Source organism: Echinicola marina (genome assembly GCF_020463795.1).
Lineage (GTDB): Bacteria > Bacteroidota > Bacteroidia > Cytophagales > Cyclobacteriaceae > Echinicola > Echinicola marina.
Genome location: NZ_CP080025.1, coordinates 3508545 through 3529886, shown reverse-complemented (window position 1 = coordinate 3529886; position 21342 = coordinate 3508545). Strand labels below are relative to the sequence as shown.

General features: G+C 40.1%; 16 protein-coding genes and 1 pseudogene. 5 read left to right on the top strand and 12 right to left on the bottom strand.

The window, feature by feature from the left end:
* Nucleotides 1-4: 4 nt before the first annotated feature.
* Together KZP23_RS14300 and KZP23_RS14295 are read right to left on the bottom strand one after the other, a co-directional pair.
* A complete protein-coding gene (locus tag KZP23_RS14300; protein ID WP_226332448.1) occupies nt 5-931 on the bottom strand; it encodes a GNAT family N-acetyltransferase in 927 nt (308 codons plus the stop codon).
* Complete coding sequence (locus KZP23_RS14295) at nt 906-1343, bottom strand: sugar 3,4-ketoisomerase (protein ID WP_226332447.1); 438 nt, start codon at nt 1341-1343, stop codon at nt 906-908. The genes KZP23_RS14300 and KZP23_RS14295 overlap by 26 nt, the downstream gene beginning before the upstream one ends.
* Nucleotides 1344-1519: 176 nt before the next feature.
* Between KZP23_RS14295 and KZP23_RS14290 the strand changes: the two genes are divergently transcribed.
* On the top strand, nt 1520-2122 hold the full coding sequence (locus KZP23_RS14290) for an IMPACT family protein (RefSeq protein ID WP_226336533.1): 603 nt from the start codon (nt 1520-1522) through the stop codon (nt 2120-2122).
* Here KZP23_RS14290 and KZP23_RS14285 read toward each other — a convergent pair.
* The 3 genes from KZP23_RS14285 to KZP23_RS14275 are packed head-to-tail and all read right to left on the bottom strand — an operon-like array spanning nt 2112 to nt 5367.
* Nucleotides 2112-2717: a 3'-5' exonuclease gene (locus KZP23_RS14285; protein WP_226332446.1), complete on the bottom strand. Its 606-nt coding sequence runs from the start codon at nt 2715-2717 to the stop codon at nt 2112-2114. The genes KZP23_RS14290 and KZP23_RS14285 overlap by 11 nt on opposite strands.
* Nucleotides 2714-4195 (bottom strand): Na+/H+ antiporter NhaC, encoded by a 1482-nt coding sequence (gene nhaC, locus KZP23_RS14280; RefSeq protein WP_226332445.1) that lies wholly within the window; start codon nt 4193-4195, stop codon nt 2714-2716. Before nhaC ends, KZP23_RS14285 begins: the two co-directional genes overlap by 4 nt.
* 56 nt (nt 4196-4251) lie before the next feature.
* Nucleotides 4252-5367, bottom strand: a complete 1116-nt coding sequence (locus KZP23_RS14275; protein ID WP_226332443.1) for an NAD(P)/FAD-dependent oxidoreductase — start codon at nt 5365-5367, stop codon at nt 4252-4254.
* A 78-nt stretch (nt 5368-5445) separates the two neighbouring features.
* On the opposite strand from KZP23_RS14275, the gene KZP23_RS14270 reads away from it, so the two are divergent.
* On the top strand, nt 5446-5940 hold the full coding sequence (locus tag KZP23_RS14270; protein ID WP_226332441.1) for an Mpo1 family 2-hydroxy fatty acid dioxygenase: 495 nt from the start codon (nt 5446-5448) through the stop codon (nt 5938-5940).
* An 86-nt stretch (nt 5941-6026) separates the two neighbouring features.
* The gene (locus tag KZP23_RS14265) at nt 6027-8048 is read left to right on the top strand and encodes a cation:proton antiporter (RefSeq protein WP_226332439.1); all 2022 of its coding nucleotides are present in this window, start codon (nt 6027-6029) and stop codon (nt 8046-8048) included.
* Nucleotides 8049-8066: 18 nt separating this feature from the next.
* Here the strand turns inward: KZP23_RS14265 and KZP23_RS14260 are convergent, their stop codons facing one another.
* A complete protein-coding gene (locus tag KZP23_RS14260; protein ID WP_226332438.1) occupies nt 8067-10346 on the bottom strand; it encodes a patatin-like phospholipase family protein in 2280 nt (759 codons plus the stop codon).
* Between the two features lie 181 nt (nt 10347-10527).
* Here KZP23_RS14260 and KZP23_RS14255 point away from each other — a divergent pair, with 181 nt between their 5' ends.
* Complete coding sequence (locus tag KZP23_RS14255; RefSeq protein WP_226332436.1) at nt 10528-11217, top strand: DUF4494 domain-containing protein; 690 nt, start codon at nt 10528-10530, stop codon at nt 11215-11217.
* Nucleotides 11218-11389: 172 nt separating this feature from the next.
* Here the strand turns inward: KZP23_RS14255 and KZP23_RS14250 are convergent, their stop codons facing one another.
* From KZP23_RS14250 to tnpA (KZP23_RS14235), 4 genes and pseudogenes are all read right to left on the bottom strand, one after another.
* Nucleotides 11390-13522, bottom strand: coding sequence for an FN3 associated domain-containing protein (locus KZP23_RS14250; RefSeq protein WP_226332435.1), 2133 nt, complete (start codon nt 13520-13522; stop codon nt 11390-11392).
* A 72-nt stretch (nt 13523-13594) separates the two neighbouring features.
* A complete protein-coding gene (locus KZP23_RS14245; protein WP_226332433.1) occupies nt 13595-15049 on the bottom strand; it encodes a DUF1501 domain-containing protein in 1455 nt (484 codons plus the stop codon).
* A gap of 1 nt (nt 15050) precedes the next feature.
* On the bottom strand, nt 15051-17363 hold the full coding sequence (locus KZP23_RS14240) for a PSD1 and planctomycete cytochrome C domain-containing protein (RefSeq protein WP_226332432.1): 2313 nt from the start codon (nt 17361-17363) through the stop codon (nt 15051-15053).
* A gap of 670 nt (nt 17364-18033) precedes the next feature.
* Nucleotides 18034-18453 (bottom strand): annotated as a pseudogene (gene tnpA / locus KZP23_RS14235) (IS200/IS605 family transposase).
* Nucleotides 18454-18871: 418 nt separating this feature from the next.
* Here tnpA (KZP23_RS14235) and tnpA (KZP23_RS14230) point away from each other — a divergent pair.
* Entirely contained in the window at nt 18872-19333 is a 462-nt protein-coding gene (gene tnpA, locus KZP23_RS14230; protein ID WP_226332430.1) for an IS200/IS605 family transposase, read from the top strand.
* Between the two features lie 31 nt (nt 19334-19364).
* Here tnpA (KZP23_RS14230) and KZP23_RS14225 read toward each other — a convergent pair whose 3' ends face one another.
* Both KZP23_RS14225 and KZP23_RS14220 read right to left on the bottom strand, forming a co-directional pair.
* A complete protein-coding gene (locus tag KZP23_RS14225; RefSeq protein WP_226332429.1) occupies nt 19365-19574 on the bottom strand; it encodes a hypothetical protein in 210 nt (69 codons plus the stop codon).
* A 200-nt stretch (nt 19575-19774) separates the two neighbouring features.
* Nucleotides 19775-21289 carry an alpha-L-fucosidase gene (locus KZP23_RS14220; RefSeq protein WP_226332428.1) on the bottom strand — a complete coding sequence of 505 codons (1515 nt, stop codon included), beginning with the start codon at nt 21287-21289 and terminating at the stop codon, nt 19775-19777.
* Nucleotides 21290-21342: the final 53 nt, after the last annotated feature.

Below are 21342 nucleotides of genomic sequence, written 5' to 3'. Positions count from 1 at the left end.
GAATCTAAAGCTCCAAAATCCAAGTTAGCTTATTAGCTGTGGCATTAGCAAATTTACTTTTAAATCGTATCAAACTATGGTTTGTGGCCCCATCAAGATCCGACGAACCAAAATCAATGAAATCTACTCCCAAAGCATCTCCCAACTGAATCACTTCCAACATCATGGCCTCGCCACTATAGGTTACCTGCATCTGTGGATTAATCGCCGGAAGGTAATAATACAAGCTGTTACTGGTTAATTTCACGCAAAGCACATGAGAAACAGGTGTCTCATCATGATAAATTGAAACCAAAAAATACCGATCTGGAAAGCTGCTGATTTGATTGATTAAACTTTCTTCCTGGACATTGTATTCATGCCCCCTGATCCTACGCCATTGCTGGATGTCCTTTAAAAAATTGAAGCTTTTGATGCTTCCTTGCTCTACGCTATAACCCAGCTTCTTCATTTTCTTTTTGTGCTTAGGCAGCTTGGCCATCAATAGCCCCTTAATAATTTTCCTATCTTCCAAAAATTGGTGCAAAAGCATCCCCTTAAGCTCAAATCCTTTGGAATATAAAATATAATGGATCAAAGCATTATTACTTTCATATAAACCCGGTGCCTGTACTACTTTTAAAGACCTGCAAGGTATTTTTTTCAGATGAACAATCAGCTCCTCCAAGAAATATTGGACAGCCTCAGATGAGACCTTCTTCTCTACCCAAAAACCACCAAAAGGGGTGTTTTTAAGCGATACTGCCTGACCATTGGAGAGCAAAACAAAGTACAATAACATCTTGCACTTGTTCTTCTTCAGTAGTTTAGCACAAAAATACCTGTCTCCCTTAGACAATATCCCCTCTTGCAAAAAGTAATCATGAACATCACTAGGATTTTCATGAAGTACAAAATCATAGTTTTTAGGATCCATTTTGGAGTTTTTCAAAATCAACTTTGTTTCTAATATAATCAGCCTCTGAAAAAGCCTTATTGGAAAGCACCAATAAAACACTGTTTGCCTCAAAAGTAAAACTGGACCATACCAAAGCAGGTAAATAAAGCGCTTCTGCAGGATCATCCAAAATAAAATGGTATTCGTTCTTCGCTATATCTTCCAATTCCACAGTTACCTTTCCCTGCAAACAAATCGTAATTTGCTCATCAGCATAATGGGCATGCACTCCTCTTTTCTCTCCAGCTGGAACCCCAGTTATCCAAAAAGAACGTGCGACTTCAAAAGGGAATATCTCCTGATTCCAAAAGCAAAGGTTACCGGAATCCCGCTTCACTGCACCCAAAGAAAAAACATAAGGTTTAACCATTTTATTGATCTGCAAATTGCTACTTAAACTTATCATTCTAATGGCTAATTTAAATATTTTCACCATCCCTCCTTAGGATATTCCTAAAGAATTAGTGTCCTTTTTCAAATATTCTCCTTCATGAAAATACAGGGTATTAATAGCCATTATTTTTGCCAATCCATAAAAGAGGTTTTACTTTTGGCTGCTTGAGCAAAAAAGAATCCATCAATATGAATGCAGAAGATACTTTTTTAACCTTGGAAGGGGAATCAGAGGGATTGTACAAGGAAAAAGGCAGTAAGTTTTTGGCTTATGCTTATCCTGTCCATGATGAGGATGAAATCAAAGAACATATAGAGACATTAAAAAAGAAATACTATGATGCGAGGCACCATTGCTATGCTTATATCCTTGGCAAGGATCAAGAACAATTTCGTGCCAATGATGATGGAGAACCAAATCATTCAGCAGGGGACCCTATCCTCGGTCAATTAAGATCAAACAACCTAACCAATGCACTCGTGGTAGTGGTCCGGTATTTTGGAGGTACCAAACTGGGAGTTGGAGGGCTTATCCATGCTTATAAAACAGCCGCAGCAGAAGCCATCTCCAATGGCAAAACCATTACTGCCATCGTCAAAAAGACCGTAAAGTTTTACTTTGATTATCTGGACATGAACGATGTCATGAGGTTAATAAAAGATTATGATCTGGAAATAAAAAAGCAGGAATTTGACAATACCTGCCTGATGCATCTCTCCATTAGGGCATCGCTATACGAAGAAGTCATGGATAAGCTAACTGATATCGGATCTTTTAAAGCTATTGATTAGAAAAAAGTTGATCCAAATAGCCTTTTTTATAAAGTTCTTCAAAGATTTCCAAACAGGCCCAAGCATCGGTAGCCGCGTATAATTGCTGTTTCATACTCAATTTTTCTGCTTCCCAATTGGATACTTGCTCAGATTTTGAAATCCTGATATTAAGCACCATGGCACTGAGGTTTCTCACCCCTACATTATGAAAGCCCACTTTTTTAAGTTCCTCATTCAAATCAAAGAAACTGGCCTGTTTAAAAGAGGGATCTAGCTTTTTCAAGGCTTTGATATCATCCCTTACTGCCGCACCAATTTTCACCCTGTTCGGATCTTCCAAGAGCATCTTCACCTCACTAGGAAAGCCTACATGGTTTAGGCGAAACAAAAAGGCCTTTTCAGGTGTAGACAATTGCAATAAGGAAACATCATATTTCACCCCTTTTCTAAAAGATGGACGGGTCTCCGTATCAAAGCCGATCAACCTATGTTTCCTTAGTTCCTGAATGGCTTCGGGAACCAGTTTTTCATCTTCAATCAACATAATATCGCCCTCAAAATGCCCCAAGGGCAATTCGTTTACTTCTTCTTTTGCTATCTTAAAAGGTATCATACAGCCAGTTCTTTTTGAATTTCTCTCATTTCTTCTTCTGTATAATAATTAATCCCCAATTTCAAATAACCATATAATACAGTCATAAAGGGGCTAATTATATTAAAAAAACAATACGGTGCATAGGTCAAGGTAGCCACGCCCAAAACAGAGGCTTGGGTAGCTCCACAAGTATTCCAAGGAACCAAAACGGAAGTTACCGTTGCACTATCTTCCAGCGTACGGCTCAGGTTCTCCGCTTTTAGGCCTCTTTTCTTATAAATGTCAGCATACATTCTTCCCGGCACCAAAATGGCCAAATATTGATCCGAGGTCGTCAGGTTAAAGAACACGCAAGTAGCAGCCGTAGAGGCGATCAAAGAGCCTAATGAATGTACTTTTGCGATAACTGCTTCTGCAATGACAATTAACATGCCGCTTTTCTCCATAATTCCTCCAAAAATCATGGCACTAATGATCAACCAAATGGTATATAACATGCCAGCCATCCCTCCAGTGGATAGAAGCTCATTCACCATATCGTTACTGGTCACGATACTTATATCTCCATAAAGTGCCATCATCACTGCCTTGAATGACTGATAGCCATAATTCCTACCTGACTCATCAGCGATAGTCTGGATAATATGTGGTTGGAAAATCACCGCAAAAACACCTCCCAAAAGTGCTCCTGAAAGCAGTGCAGGTACCGCAGGCACTTTTTTCACAATCATGCCCAAAACCAAAACCGGAACAATAAATAACCAACCAGTGATATTGAATCGATCAGAAATCACCTCAGAAATCCCCTTCACCTGATCTACAGACCCCTCCGCACTGATGGTATAGCCCATAACCCCAAAAATCACCAGGGTAATCAAGATAGATGGCGTGGTGGTTTTGGTCATGTGCTTGATATGGGTAAACAAATCTGTCCCAGCCATGGCCGGTGCCAGATTAGTGGTGTCTGATAGTGGTGACATCTTATCCCCAAAATAAGCTCCTGAGATAATAGCACCTGCTATTACCCCCTCTTCAAATCCCAATGCCTTACCTATCCCTAATAATGCTACCCCCACAGTGGCCACGGTTGTCCAACTACTTCCTGTAGCAATGGACACAATAGCACTTACCACACAGGCTGCTAGCAAAAATATTCCTGGACTTAATATCTGAAGGCCATAATATATCATCGCAGGAACGATGCCACTCAACAGCCATGTACCAGCCAAGGCGCCGATCAAAAGTAAAATAAGTATGGAAGGCATAGCCGCTCCTATGCTATTTACTATTCCTGTTTGAAGGGCTTCCCAACCAATTTTCAGCCTAAGAACCGCCACCAAACCGGCCACAGCTGATGAAATAATCAAGACCATTTGGTTAGAGCCAGATAAACTGTCTGTTCCAAAAATACGGATATTGATCACCAATAATAAAATCAGAAATATAATAGGGACTAAAGCCTCTCCCAAACTGGGCTTTCTTTGAAGATTGGTCATTGATATTGGATCAAAATAAAATTACAAAGTCAAAATTAACAAAAAATATGATTTTTTTAAGAACCCAGAAGATGGGCAAGCTCCTTTCCTGCCTCCCACCCAATAGCGACCCCCATCCCTCCTAACCTTACTCCAACTGCGACCCTAGCATTAACCTGCTGTATAATAGGTCTTTTCATTTCCCCAAAGGCCATTGATCCAGACCATTCGTTTTCCCACAGGAGATTTTTACCAGGAAAAACAATATTCTTGGCTTGCTCGACCAAATAGTTCTTTATGACACTATTGATACCACGATCAGTTGTCATCTCTGTGGATTCATCCAAGTTCCTTCCACCACCTATCAAGAGCCTATTATCCACGTTTCTAAAATAAACATATCCCTTGTCCATATGAAAAGTACCCTGCCATGGAAAATCGGGTATGAATTCACTGACCATGATCATCCCCCTTCCAGGCTTAATATCCAAACCTCCAATCAACTGGTTCACAAAGGCATTGGTACATACGGCAAGTAACCTTCCTTGGAAAATGATATCCTCATCATAAAAGGAATGTACATGGACTTTACATGATTCCTCCTCCAAACTTGTCACCTCTGCACCTGTAAGGATATTGATTTGTAAGTCCTGGCACTTTTGCCAGAGACATTTTAAATATTTTGCTGGATCCAGTTGCCCCTCATACCTGTTTTTCACCAAATGAGATATTTCTTTCCCAAACCCAAAACTTTTGGGCTTGGCCATCTCAAAAACTTCTCCACCAAAGACTGTCCTAAGCATACCATTTACATAGCCCAATTTGCCTAGACATGCCTCATCTTGGGGTCTGATCAGGTCAAAACCTCCTGAGGGAGCATAATCCAAAGCTTCATCTCCAAAAACACTCCTGATATTCTTTAAACCTAATCTACGCTTTACGAGCAAATCAAAAACAGTCTCTTCTGATGTTTTCTCCAAATCATCTAAAATTTCTGTAAGACTGCCAAAACAAGCAAAACCTGCATTTCTGGTACTGGCACCACTCGGAAACACACCCCTTTCCAATACCAACACTGATCTTCCGGGAAAATTTTCTTTATAATGAATGGCTGTGGACAATCCCACAAAGCCTGCCCCAATAACCACTAAATCATAATTTAATAGGTTTTTCTTCTCCCAGTAACTTAACATATCTGCATAGGTAAATTATTTTTTGATTAAGATTCCTTAAATTAATAGAAAGTATTAACCGTACCAAATACCACTACAATGCCCCAGGCCACAACTAGAAAAATAGACCAATTGCTTCAAGAATATGGAAAAAGCCATCAGCATCCAACCAACAAAATGATACATTGGATATGTGTGCCAGCCATATTCTTCAGTATTGTGGGGATGATCTTTAGCATCCCGGTTGGCCCCATTGACTTTCTGATCGATTATCTTGGGCCCTTTGCCAACTGGGCCACTTTCGCTCTTATCCTTGTTTTGTGCTATTACTATTCGCTGTCGCCACCTTTAGCACTTGGTATGTTTTTGTTTGTTGCACTATGTGTATTCCTGTGTAACCTGATCACCATTGTCTCACCTGTTCCCCTTTGGCAGATTAGCATAAGCTTGTTTATTTTATCCTGGATCTTACAGTTTTATGGGCATAAAATCGAAGGAAAAAAGCCCTCTTTTTTCAAGGACATTCAGTTCCTATTAATTGGACCCGCGTGGTTAATGCACATGATATACAAAAAATGGGGCTTTGCCTATTAATCGGAGAATATCAGCACTTTTTATGTAATTCATAGATGATGTTGTATTTTTAAACCATTAATCACTAAGCCTTTTATTTTACCATAATGATTTATTCTTTATTAGCTGCCGCGCAGCTTCCCATGTTGCAGGACATCGTCATCATTTTCGGATTGGCAACGCTGGTGATCCTGCTATTTATGCGCCTAAAAGTGCCCACCATCATTGGCTTTCTTTTTACTGGTGCTCTGGCTGGTCCTTATGGTTTGTCCTTGGTCAATGCCTCCACTACGGTGGATGTGCTCAGTGAAATAGGTGTGATACTTTTACTGTTTGTAATAGGGATGGAATTCTCGCTGAAAAGCCTCATGTCCATAAAAAAAGCTGTATTTATAGGGGGAACATTACAGGTCGGTCTAACTATTTTTGTAACTGCTCTTCTCGCCCATGCTTTTGGTTTCAACTGGAATGTAGCAGTTTTTATTGGCTTTCTTTTGGCACTAAGTAGCACGGCCATTGTCTTGAAACTATTGCAGGAAGGTGGACAGGTCAACAACCTTTCAGGCAAAACTATTTTGGCAATTCTGATATTTCAGGATATCATCATCGTCCCTATGATGTTATTGACGCCCATGCTGGCCGGAGAGTCTGAGAACATTGCTCTTTCCTTGTTGCTCATGCTATTTAAAGGAGCACTGGTGGTCATTATGACCATTCTTTCAGCAAAATACCTGGTCCCTAATTTATTATACAGAATAGCAAGAACCAGAAATGAGGAATTGTTTCTGCTCAGCATCATCGTCATTTGTTTTGCTGTTGCATTTTTGACTTCCCTATTGGGCTTATCTTTGGGCTTAGGCGCCTTTTTGGCTGGCCTGATCATTTCTGAATCGGATTATAGACATCATGCCACGGGAAAGATCCTCCCCTTCCGGGAAATTTTCCTCAGTTTCTTCTTTGTATCTGTGGGGATGCTCTTTGATGTAAGTTTTCTGTTTCAGAACATTTTGGTCATTTTGACCATTGTGCTGATTGTCTTCCTTTCCAAATTTATCATGACCACCATATCGGCCAAAGCTTTGGGAATGAGTTTTAGAGAAGCCTTCATCGTGGCCTTTTCAATCTTTCAAATCGGTGAATTTTCTCTCTTATTGGCCAAAGTAGGCATGGATTACGAACTCTTGGATGACACCAATTACCAATATTTTTTGGCCGTCTCTATTTTAACCATGGCCATTACCCCCTTTGTATTGAGCAACAGGGAAAAGCTTTCCTATAAATTGGTCAATCTACCTTTGCCCAAGGGCCTTAAGACACATTTTGTCCGCACTACAGAAAGTATTTCGATGGCCAATGTTGGAGGGGAAGAACTGAGCGACCACCTGGTCATTATCGGCTATGGGCTAAATGGACGTAATCTTTCCAAAGCAGCCAAAAGGGCAGAAATCCCTTATGCCATTATAGAAATGAACCCTGAAACCGTCAAAATAGAAGGGGAAAAAGGTGAACCCATTATTTTTGGCAATGCCTCCAATGAAACAGTATTGAAACATGTCAATATCCACCGGGCAAGGGTAATCGTCATCGCCATTTCAAATAGCAATGCCACAAAAAGCATCATTGCGGCTATTCGTCAACTGACTCAAAATGCTTCCATAATCGTAAGGACCCGTTATGTAAATGAAATTTCCGATAATCTATCCATGGGTGCGGATGAAGTTATTCCAGAGGAATTTGAAACATCCATTGAAATTTTCACCAGGGTACTGAACAAGTACCTGATTGCCAAAGATGAAATAGAAGATTTCACAGAGGAAGTCAGGTCTGGAAATTATGCAATGTTTAGGTCATCCCTTACCAAAGGACGAGACCGCTTAAACATTGACCTTCCCGAAATTAATTTTGTTAGCCTTCGGGTCGGAAGGGACTCTGGCAACTATATCAACAAGCCCTTGAAAAAAGCAAGGATCAGAGAAAATCTAGGCGTAAACTTGGTGGCCATCAAAAGAGACGGAAAAACCAGCTCAAAAATAGATGGAGACACCAAACTTCAATTGGGAGATGTAGTGTATGTAGTGGGAAAACCCGATGCGCTCAACCAATTCGAAATGGAAGTAAAGGAAAAATAAATGGCGGTACCAGACCATTTAATACGCTTCAAAAATGGTCTGGAGCTCCTGAAGCGCATTCCGATTTTGTGTACTGCCTATGCAGTCAATTATATCTTTCTTTTCTCTTGAAGTTAACCTCCAATTGAGTGATGCCCTTTGGATTTCCAATTCTTTTAAAGTGACATCATCACTAATGCCATTTTCCTTTTTGGCTTCCAGATAATCCTTGGATGAATATTCAAACTCCACCCGCTCGAGAGCAAAAGGCATGGTTTCCCTCATATAATTATAGAGGGTTTCATTATTTAAGGTCTGTACATTGTCCCAATTGATATAGATATTTTTTAGAGGAGTCACTAATTTTTGAAAGACTGTAGGTGGGGTTTTCTGTTCGATTTCGAGGATTTTCTCAGAATCACGAATGGTAATCAACAATACCCCTGAAGTATTTTCAGCAATCCATTCCTCAAACACATAAATAAAGCGCATGGCATCACCGATCCCAAAATTATCTGATAAACCGGAATCCATTATTTCCATTAATGGGTCAGAGGGCAGCTGTATATTCGGTGTAATAAAAGGAAAGGTAGCCCCCATTCTCAGCGCACTGATAAATCTTAAATTTTCTGCATCCTGCTCCCTAAAGAACCTCATAAAATCTATGGCCTGACTTTTTTCCTCTTTGTCCAATACCCCATCAAGGAATGTCCCCATATAACTCATAGAATGTGGGGAAATAAACAACTTCCGCCCATCATTAACGATCAACGGAGTGATAGGCAACATGGGAATGACAGCTTCTCTTTCTGGTTTTTCATAAGCTATAAGCGGCTTATCCAAGACCCCTTTTGTATTTATATTCAACTGATTTTCAAAAGCAAATCCCCTATCCTGCAAGTATTCTCGTCCATTATACTCCACCTTTTGATTTCGGATCAACAAGTCATTGACCATCAATGTAAAAATGATAGGGTTTAAATTATCTGCAGATATTTGATCAAGGTAAATTTCATCGCTCAGGTCAATATGCCCCCCCTCCTTAGACCTAAGGTAAAGCTCCCTAAAAAACGCGGCACCGACCACTCCACCAGATGCCCCAGTAAAGAGTCGGGTGTGTTTCATAAACTTCCCCTCAGTCACTAAATGGATTTGCTGCAAGACATGCAAAGTCCATAAAGCAGCACGTTGTCCACCTCCGCTACAAGTGATCAGTACCATCTTTGGCTTCTCTTCAGCTGGAAACTGTGCCCTCCAATTATCCAGGATTTGAATGGTATTGCGCTTGTCTTTTTGAACTGTATCTGGATGCACCAGACTGTCCAGACGATTCAAGTTATACACTGCTTCTGTATCATAGTCCATTCCCAAAGCAGAATGGGGTCTGTTCATGAACTCCGTTTTGGAAGCACTGTTGAATATCAAAAAGATGGCTATGGCCGCAAATGTGGACCAGCTTCTCAACCAAAACGTAACAGCGCCTACCAACAATGTCAAAATAGAGAACATCAGCATCACGCTCATCCCAGCAGGAAACTGTAATAATTCATTGTCCCTGAAAAATCCTAGAAACAAAATAATGGCCACCAAGGCTATTTCAATGATAAATAAATTAAGGTGATTTTGATCAAAAACCTTCAGCAGCATATTCCCTTCAAATTGTGACAGGTCCGGCCGGACCTCTTTGAGCCTGAGATCAATATCCAAATAAGTCCCCACTGAGTCCAAAGCCCTCTTCCGGTCCTTATACCGCTTGATCACATTGGCACGGGACACCTTAGTCTTTCTCAGTTTCTTGTCCAATGTATCAGTAAACATCAAAAAGAAATGCTTATTGGTCAAAGCGAAATAGGCAAATAATAACAGGAAAGTCAGCAAACTCCCAATCAAAAATCCGATTACATATCTAAAAATCTCCCAATTGCTCTCCAACTCATTATCCAGTTGAAAATTGACAATACTAGCGATATAGACCAAATAAGCCATTAATGGAATCAGACTATTGTTGATACAAAACCTGATAAAAGGCCTGGAAAGGACCGCCAAAAATTTAAATCGGGCAGCATCCATGATATAAGTGGTCATATGAAAGGCCATGGTAAAAATGGCCAAGCCTATCCCCATCATAAAAAAACCAATCCAAGAAACTTCATTGAGGTACTCTGGATCCAAAAAAAGATAGGGAATACCCAAAACCTTACCGAAATTATTGGAAATCACCAGTACCAAAAGTCCCCAAATTGCCACCAAGGCAATATTCTTTTTGAAATGGAGCATGAGTAATTGAACTGGGAAACTATGCAAAAGGCTATTCCACATAAATTGTATTTTTGTAATAGTTAATATACACTTTTTGGCGGCTTATCAGTAAGGATTACCTAAAAAAGAATAGACATCTGCTCACCTTTTAAGCCTTGTCATAAGGAATATTAAAATTTATATTTGGGCTTTCTACAATAGGTATTACCTTAGTCATCCGAAAAGTCTAAAGAGGAAAAATATGAGAATTTGGTTTTTGTGCAAAGTAAAATATGCCAAGGAAAACGAGCAGGGATTGCTAAAGAATGTAAATGAACAATACCTCATCGACGCTGTGTCATTTACTGAAGCAGAGGCGAGGATCTACGATATGCTCGGTAGTGTGATCAGGGGCGATTTTCAGGTGACCAATATCAGCAAAAGTAATATTGTTGATGTATTTTTCTATGAGGATATTGATATCTGGCATAAGTGTAAAATCACTTACGTGGTTACAGATGCTGATAGCGGTAAGGAGAAGAAGGTCACCCAATACATGTTGGTTTCTGCACATGATGTAAAAGAAGCCTATGATAGGATTCACGAAAGCCTAAGCAATATGCTGGTAAGCTTTAGGGTACCTGATATCAACGAAAGCCCTATCGTAGAAATATTCCCTTATGAAAGTGAAGATGAAGAATTACTTCCCCCTCCACCTTCCAACCTTAAACCTGTCAGTGAAGTAAGGGCTGATCAAGCCAGAAGAGAAGAAGCAAGAGCTGCCAATGCTCCCGTAAACACTCAAGAAGAAGAGGAAACTGAGGAGGTTATTGCTGAAGATAATTATGAAGAATCTTTTGAGTCAGAGGAAGAAGAGCCAATTGACCAAACTGATGAAGAGCAACTGGAAGATGAGGAGTTGGCTTCTGAATCCGAAGAGGAAGAAAAATAAAAATCGAATATGCACGTACCTGCTTTAAGGTATCACCAATAGAAAAGGGGCTTGACAGCCCCTTTTCTATTGGTGATAAATAAGTATATCTTTATCGTTTAGAAGGAATTTTCAGCTTCAGATTGACCAAGTGATTTACGACACGGTAACCTTGCAATCAGGAAATCACTGCTCAACCAATCACCACTTCATCTATAAATACCCATCCCTTACCTCCAGCACTCCTATGCCATGATGGTAAATGCTGATTTGGGTGAATTTCTATCCTGAGATGATCATAATGGGCCCCATCTAATGGATAACTCACCTGTTTCATTCTACTAGCCCTTCGCTTCTCAGGAACTTTCGGACTGTCTTCTATTATGGTCTTCCAAGCACCTTCCCCCATTTTACCCTGTACCAATATTTTTACTGGGGGAAAAATATGGGCTTGCTCATGATAAATAAAACTGAAAGCAATATTTCCTGCATTCCCCCCCTCCGGAATACTTAGCTCCAAAATCATGGGTTCATCCTTAAAACCTAACCAGTCCCCGGAAGCATAATTACTATCTCCTTTTTCTAAATCAAATAGGGTTTCCTTTCCTTTTCCCTGGTATTGACCTGAAGGAGACGTTTTTAGATCCACATTTTCTGGTCGAATCCCTGATTTATAAAAATAGGCTTCCGTCAAGTTACTTTTGGTCCAGCCTGTAGCAAAAGCCCTGGCTTTAAGGTTTGAAGTTTGATCAATTATTATCGGAGATTCATATTTGAGACTATTAATACTATCAGGTTCTGATCCGTCCAAAGTATAAAACACTTCCACAGAACTTATACCATGTTTGATTTCAACCTTTTCTTTCTGGTCAAAAATCACTTTGCTGTATTTAATCTGTGGGGGATTGAGGGCATAAACTATCCCATCATCACTGAATCCCCATTCCAACATTACATGTGGAGACTCCTTTTGATACCTTTTGGCATCTTCTTCACTAAGTCCTGTACTCCATAGATATACATACGCTAAGTTGTCAGCTTTGGCAAGAGTTTGGAAAATATCAGGACTTAGCTTATTTCCTGCCAAAGATAAACTTCTTAATCTTGGCATAGCCCCCAGTACTTTGAGCTGCTCTGTACCAAGATCACAAAAATTAAGCTTTAATTCTTCTAGGTTCTTAAATTCGGCCAATACTGATAAATCCACCTCTTTCAATGGCATCTTATTCAGGCTAATCCCAACAATTTGGTCTTTCACTTTCTTCAAGTCTTGTAATGAAGCGGGATCAAAAGCACTTGCTCCAAAATAAGATACCTCCAAGGCCGGTGACTCAGGATAAAGCGGTGCTACCACTCTGTAAAAATTGTTTAAAGAGGCTAATAGATCAGCATCAGCAGTTTCAAAATCATATGGAGCCTCTTTTTGTAATTGTAAACTGGCCAATTGGAATAGTGGACTTTCCTCTCCAGTATCCTTTAGTTTTTCATCATATTTAGCCCCTCCTTTTACCCATTCCTGTAAGATCTGTAGTTCTTCGGGACTCAATTGAGCCTTTCCTTTAGGTGGCATATGCCCCTTTTCTTCAATTGGCTTTACCAAACGTTTTACGAACAAAGAATTCTCCCAATCCTTTTCATCAAATAACACACCGTTTTTGCCACCCTTCTGGATCATTTCGACTTCATCCAGCCTCAATTGTCCTTTGCTCTTACTGGCTTGGTGACAGGAATTGCATTTTTGTTCTAAGATAGGCTGCACCAAATGGGCAAATACTTCGGCTTCTTCCAAGTTCACCTGTACACCATCATTTGAAGTAATAGGAGCCATCAAAAAATCAGTGCCGTGGGTTAGGTTAGCTCCCCAGTGCCCAGCACCAATAAGGACCAACAATAATGCTAAGCCCATCCCTTTCTGCATTTTGGGCTGCTTTTCCATCAAGAAATAAATCAAAACGGCCAGAAAAAATACCGCCACCCCCATCCATTTGTGAAGTATTAAATTATCTCCTTCATAGCCTTCTTCCTGACTCAGCATCCAGCCTGTTAGCACAGTAATTCCCGCAAAAAAACAGGCAAATAACAAGGACCACCTTGCCACTTTTTGTTGATAAGGCGAAGGAAGTAGATTGGGAACCAGAACAAAAACCAAGGCCAATACCATCAGTACTATGGGGAAGTGCAAAATCAAAGGGTGACTTCTCCCCAAAACCTGTAATATTGGAGGCACCAGCATCCTGTCCCCTCCAATGATAAATATGATAATCAGACCTGAGAAAACAATTAAGAGATTTTCCAACCAGCCCTGTAGGTTATTTCTAATATTCATTCTTTATTCAAATATACTTAAAGGAGATGCCCAGAAATGAACAGCCTAATTTCTTTATGGATGATAATTCAACTATACAATGATTTCTTTCACCACAGTCCCTGCTACATCCGTGAGTCTGTACCTTCTTCCTAGATGTTTATAGGTCATTTTTTCGTGATTGATCCCCATCAAATGAAGAACGGTTGCCTGAAAATCATGCACATGTACAGGATCTTTGGTAATATTATAGCCAAAATCATCAGTTTCTCCATGCACAATACCGGACTTCACTCCTCCTCCGGCCATCCAAATAGAGAAAGCTCTAGGGTGGTGATCTCTTCCATAGTTTTCTACAGACATCTTGCCCTGGCAATAATTGGTACGTCCAAATTCTCCACCCCAGATCACCAAAGTTTCGTCCAGAAGCCCCCTTTGTTTCAAATCTTTGATCAAAGCGGCTGAAGCTTGGTCCACATCCTTTGCCTGCCCGGCCATTTCATTGGGCAAATTCCCATGTTGGTCCCATCCTTGGTGATATAATTGGACAAAGCGCACACCGCTTTCAGATAGTTTTCTGGCCAAAAGACAATTGGCCGCATAAGTACCTGGCACTAAGCAGTCTGGACCATACATTTTAATGATACTGTCCGGCTCCTTACTAATATCTGTAACCTCAGGAACTGCCGTTTGCATCCTAAAAGCCATTTCATATTGCTGGATTTTGGCTTGAATTTCAGGATCACCAAACTGATCATAAGATATTTGGTTCAATGAAGCTATTTGATCCAGCATCCTTCTTCTATCTGATCGCTTCATTCCATCGGGATCACCCAAATACAATACGGGGTCTTCAGAATTGGAAAACTGAACACCTTGGTGCACAGCATCTAAAAACCCATTGCTCCAAAGCTTGGAATAAACTCCCTGGCCATTACCTTTCCCCCTACTCAGAAGCACACAGAAAGCAGGTAAATTATTGTTTTCACTTCCTAAACCATAACTCAGCCAAGACCCCATACTTGGTCTATTCCCTACTTGTGCTCCAGTTTGGAAAAAGGTCAAGGCAGGATCATGGTTAATCGCCTCTGTATGCATGGATTTCACGATACATATATCATCTACTATCTTAGCAGTATGCGGAAAAAGGTCACTGATCCAGGCCCTTGCCTCTCCATACTGCTTAAAATCATAATAGGAACCTACCAATGGAAAATTGGTTTGGCCAGCTGTCATCCCTGTCAATCGTTGACCATTCCGAATACTAGCAGGAAGGTCTTCCCCCATCCGCTCACGCAGCATAGGTTTATAATCAAAACTTTCTAGTTGACTGGGAGCACCATTTTGAAAAAGATAAATGACCCTTTTTGCCTTAGGAGCAAAATGAGGAATGGCCGCCATCAATTCATCTTCCATTCCTCCACTCCCCTTAAACAAATCAGGAATAAGCAATGACCCCAAAGCCATACTTCCCACACCTAAACTTAATTTGGAGAGAAATTTTCTTCTATTCTGATTTAATCCGTGCTCTAATATTTCCTTTTCCATATCAAATCTTAGTGATGGTTTCTTCTAAATTATACAAAGAGACGATTACCTGCATCATCGCAGCTGACTCAGCACTGACGCCTTCTTCCAGCAATGGCTTTTCCCCAACATCCAAACTTTCTTCTATTACTTCAGGATTTCCTTCGAAACGCTCTTTCTCCTGGACAAAATAATCCATCAAAACTTCCTTCTCCTCATCTTTTATGTTTCGGCAAAGGATCTTTTTAAATGCCGTTTCTATCCCTTCCTCAGGACTTAAATTCTCCTTCTCCATCTGGGTACTCATAACCCTTGCTGCTTCAAGTACAAATGGATCATTGAGCATCACGAGCGCCTGCAATGGCGTATTCGTCCTGCCTCTCGTCACCTCGCATCGGTCACGATTGCTGGCATCAAAGATGATGGCTTTTGGTGGTGGTACGGTTAATTTGATAAAGTGATAAAGTCCTCTTCTGTAAATCTTATCTCCCTTATCCTGAACATATTTTGCCAAGGAACCTCTTCCTGAAGTGGCCGCTTCCCATAGTCCCTCTGGCTGATAAGGCTTTATGCTCATCCCTCCTATTTCCTTGTTCAAAAGCCCACTGCTGGCCAATACTAAATCCTGGATATTTTCAGCAGTCAGTCTTAACCTTGGCGCCCTGGCCAAATAAAGATTACTTGGATCCTTGGACAGCTTTTTCTCTGTGATTATTGAAGACTGTCTGTAGGTAGCAGATGAATAAATCTGCTTCATCAGTCTCTTGATGTCCCAGTCATTTTCCATGAAATCCACTGCCAACCAATCCAATAGCTGGGGGTGGGTTGGCAAGTCTCCCTGCATCCCAAAATCACCGGCAGAGGCCACTATTCCCTGACCAAATATCTCTTGCCAAATAAGGTTCACAAATACCCTCGCAGTAAGTGGGTTTTTCTTATCGGTGGTCCATTCGGCCAATCCCAGACGGTTTTTTGGCAGTCCTTCAGCATATTTCATGATGGATGGAGGGGTCGAGGCCTGAACCTCCACTGTAGGTGCATCATAAACACCCCTATCCAAAATATAGGTCTTACGAAGGGTATCCAGTTCGTCCATCACAGAAACCATAATCTGTGATGTATCAGGAGCATTCAAATAACTCAAAACTCCATCTGGATCAGTATCTTCTTTGTCAATCCATAAGATAGGAGTTTTGGCAGGTTTACTTCTTGAAACATCTCCTTCAAACCCTTTTTCAGGAGTGTTATTAAAGAAGGCGTACATTTGAAAGTAGTTCTCCTGAGAAAAAGGATCATATTTATGATCATGACATTGGGCACACTCCATGGTGATACCCAAAATACCTTTCGTGAATGTATTGGTCTTGTCCAGGATATATTCTACCCTATATTCTTCATGAATAATCCCGCCTTCTTCTGTGTATTTATGATTTCTGTTAAATGCCGTAGCTAATATTTGTTCCTTGGTGGCATTTGGAAGCATATCTCCTGCAAGCTGCCAGGTGATAAACTGGTCATAGGACATATTCTCATTGAAAGCATGAATTACCCAATCTCGGTATGGCCATTGGGTGCGCATTTCGTCATCCTGATACCCATAGCTATCCGAATACCTGGATACATCCATCCATAGCACAGCCAGTTTTTCACCATAGGATGGTTTAGCCATCAACTCATCTACCAATGCCTCATAATTATCTCCACTTAGATCTGAATACTTATCGATCAATTCCAGACTTGGTGGAAGTCCAGTGATATCCAGACTTAATCGCTTTACCAATGTAGCAGCATCTGCCTCTTCATTGGGAGAAAGCCTGTATTGCTTCATTTGAGCAAGGGCAAAATTATCTATTTCATTTCTGCACCACTCGTCCTCTAATGGCAATGCTGATTTTTTGGGAGGTGTGAAAGCCCAATGGGGCTCATATTTAGCTCCCTTATTGATCCATTTTTTAATGAGTTCGACTTCTTCTTCCGAAAGTTTTAGGTTGGAATCAGGCGGGGGCATTTGTAAACTGGGATCTTCCGTACTTATCCGCTGATAAACGGCAGATTCATTGGCTTTTCCAGGTACGATCACATGCGCATCAGGAGAATCCTTCAATGCTGCATAAGCGCCTTCCTCGGTATCCAGTCGTAAACCGGCTTCTCTTTTATTGGCATCTGGCCCATGGCAGGCAAAACATTTATCTGACAATATCGGTCGAATATGAAAATTATAACTGATCTGATCCGATGCCAATAAGCTTTTGTTTTCCTCAGATGGCCCATCACAAGCGGTAAAGATCACTATCCCTGCCAATACTGCCAACAAGAAATTATTATGGGTTTTCATCTATAATATATTGTACTTTTGTTCAAACAAACATATTCAATTATTTCACAAATTAAAATAGTTCTATCTATCCAGAAGAAGAATAAAACCATATTATCAGACCATTTACAATAGCTATTATTTCGCAAACAACCGAATGTTCACTATAATTTATAACGGAATAATAAAAGCTTTGTCCATATAGACTCTTCTTTATTATACTCCTAACGCTCACCATTACATTATTCTATAACCAAAACCATTGATCATATGACTGGAAAGTCAAATATATTTAGATCACATGCCCTAAACTAACAAATATTTCAACTAACACCAAAAAGAAAAAATAACATATTAGAAAAATCTCATTTGTATAGTATCAATTAAAATTAATACCTCCATGGCCCCCTATTTTATCCACCTCAACTTATTCTATCCCTGCATGCTGCCCCCAATGACCAGGATTTCCCGAGAGCGGTGTCTCTTTATAGGCCTGTTTGAATGGTGATGTAATTGTAGATTTACAGAAAAGCCTTACTCAAAACAAACTCATCATTATTGCTTTTAGCTTAATATGTATATCCGCAATTACACCAGTAAAAGTTAAAAGCGAATCGAAATGTTCATTTTAATTAAAACATCCCCATCCAAAGGAAGGGGATTTGTGATAACCCCCTATGTTAAACTTTATTTACTTTTCAAACTTCTTTTCTTGCTTTTCCTGATATTCCACATATCGTCTGATCATTTCCGAATCAAGACCTATCGTATCTACACAGTAGCCCTTGGCCCAAAAGTGATTGCCCCAATAGGGGCGCTGCTTCAACTCCTTGAACCTACCAAAAACCCTTATTGCAGTACGTCCTTTTAGCACACCTACAATTTCTGATATGGATACTTTTGGCGGTACCTCGATAATCAGGTGAACATGGTCCTCCTAAACATTTAATGCTTCTATCTTGCAACGCTTTTGCTCGCTGAACAGATGAATGCAGGTTTCTACCTCTTCCTTTATTGTGCCCTTAAGCACTTTATACCTATATTTAGGCGTCCAAACTATATGGTACTTACAATGCCAAATGGCATGAGATAATCTATTGAATCGACTCATTTGGTTACTTTCTTTTGTTGTGGGGACAACATCTTGAAAGTTAACCTTGAGTCGGTTTTTAGGCAAACCCGTGAAACGGTCTCTGACCACGTTCACAGAACGTGGATTTCTAAGTGTATATTAAAATATCAACTCCTTCGGTCTTCAGTCTTCAAACTCCCAACCACTTAAGCAAAGGATTTAAGGTTACTGGCATCATTGCGGATAATCAGATAGCTTAAATACCTAAAATAGTAAAAGGGGAAGCCAAAATCATCCATTTGATGGTAAAGTTCAAAGCCGTTTATCGAATACCATGGCAAATTCCTTTCTGAAGACGTTTCAAGATATAGATGCTTATTTTCCCGTTGACTTTTAACTTTAATCTCTTAGGGTCAAATTCCCCGAGGCTAGCCTCGTTTTACTATCTTGTGACTCGATGTCGCAAGAAAGTAAGTATATCCATAAGAGTCATAATGTATCAGTTTTGCTGTACCATATAGTTTGCTCAGCAAAATATAGACGAGTAGTGTTCAGTAAAGAGGTTGATAAAGTTCTGACATCGACGTGTGAACAGATAGAACTAAGATATGAGATTAAATTTCTGGAAATCGGTACAGATGCTGACCATGTACATTTTCTGATCCAATCGGTTCCAACGTATAGTATAACCAAAATAGTGAGAACGATAAAGAGTTTAGTGTCACGAGAGGTGTTTAAAGAATGCCCAGAGGTGAAAAAACAGCTCTGGGGAGGGGAGTTTTGGGGTAAGGGATATTTTGTCAATACGGTAGGCCAACATGGAACAGAGGAAAAGATCGCTAATTATGTAAAGAGTCAAGGGCTGGAAAAAGGATATAAAAAACTGAAGACCAATTATCAATTAAAAATATTCGATTGACCAATAATGCCTCGTGGGCTTGCCCCGAGGATTATTTACTATAATCCAATAAATGACTCCCCATTCCTTCTCCTTGATTCTCAGGCAGCACACCAATAAACCACAAATAATTACCCGAAATACCTTTTGGGTAATTTTTCTTTAGTTTCGCCTCACGTTTCAATGCCTTCAACACATTCCCCAAGCCAACACTTTTTACAACCAACTTTAGGTCTAGCCCAATGGCCTTTATGAAATTCATTTTTTTTACCGAACGTTTGAATTAAGACACAAGCTCTTTCATCATCTGTTAGGTAAACCTCGCCCGGTCCAAGCAAATTTCAAAGGAATAATCCATCATAGCGGCCATCCTTATTATAAAATAAGGCAGCAAAGCATTTAATTTCCACATCATCCATATAAATACAGCTAATGTGGAAATTAAAGTTTTAGTCCTATTGATTATTGCTTATCTAAATAAAATCCGACTTCGGAAATCTCCGGAGACAATCTACTATCTTGAATTTTCAGTCTAAATTGACTCCCATTTACCTCCTGAAGCGTTGATATTCGTTTATACCCAATAGTTGTTCCGTTTACAACAGATTGCCATTTTCCATCTTTTAGGACTTCAAGTTGAAAGTTCTCCACACGCTGCCCTTTGGTAATATTTTCTTGAAGTACAAGGACATTAAAAGCGATCGGATTTTTAAAATCAAACCTTATCTCATAACCTTCTTTGGTTTTAGAAGGAACAATAGAGGTCTCTAATTGTCCATCTACAAGGCTTTTGTTGAATTTCTTATTACCTGTCGCACGCTTTAACAAGTTCTCATCAAACAGCTCATCAATTAATGCCTTCCATGCCTTTAAATTTTTTACATCTTCCTCATGAATCAATCCTCTTTTATCCGGTGGTAAGTTCAAAAGCAACACACCATTTTTACCAACGGAATTAAAATAGATATCCAAAAGCTTTTCCGGGGATTTTACTTTATCGTCCTGATTCTTGTGATAAAACCAACCTGGCCGAATGGACACATCAGTTTCTGCGGGATACCATACCAAGCCTTTGGCATTGAGTAAGCTTTCCCGGCTTCCCAAGACTTCCTTGGACTTGTCCCAAGTAGGTTTCACATTTACATTTTGCTGAGAATTAGCCGCTATTTTTTCCTGATCAAGGTTATTGACAGGAACTACACTCCATTCCGTATCTTTTCCATAACCGGTTTCTGTTCCTACCCACCTCACATCAGGCCCCATGATGGCAATGACAGCCTCAGGCTGCAATTCCCTTATTTTTTCATAATAACGATCAAAATCATAGACCTGTTTTTTACCATTTGGTCCTTCCCCATTAGCTCCATCAAACCATACTTCATCTATTTTCCCATACCAAGTAAGTAGTTCTGTAAGCTGATCTATAAATAAATCATTATAAGCTTCTGTTCCATAGCTCGGCGCATTCATATCCCAAGGGGAAAGGTATATACCAAATCCCATATCATGTTTCCTACAAGCTTCTGCTAAGGCTTTTACCACATCTCCTTTACCTGATTTCCATGGACTTGAAACCACCGAATGTTCAGTAGTCTCGGTAGGCCATAGACAAAATCCATCATGGTGCTTTGCAGTAATGATCAACTGCTTGATTCCGCCAGCCTTGGCGGCCAAAACCCATTGTTCTGCATCAAGGTCAGTAGGATTGAAAATTTCAGGTTTTTCATTTCCAGTTCCCCACTCCTTTCCAGTAAATGTGTTGACACCAAAATGGATAAAACCTGTGACCTCCAGCTTTTGCCACCTGAGTTGCCTCACCGTTGGAACCACATTGGCAGCCTTTTCAATAATGTCTTCTTGGCTATCCCCTGGGGATATAAACTGAATATGATTGGGCTTAATCTTTTGACCATAGGCATAAAACGCCAACATCTGCAAGGGTAACAACACCTTAATTAATAATCCGAACTTTTTCATCTACTTTTAATAAAGCAACCCACTACCGAACCAAAGGTACAATAGCGGGTTAC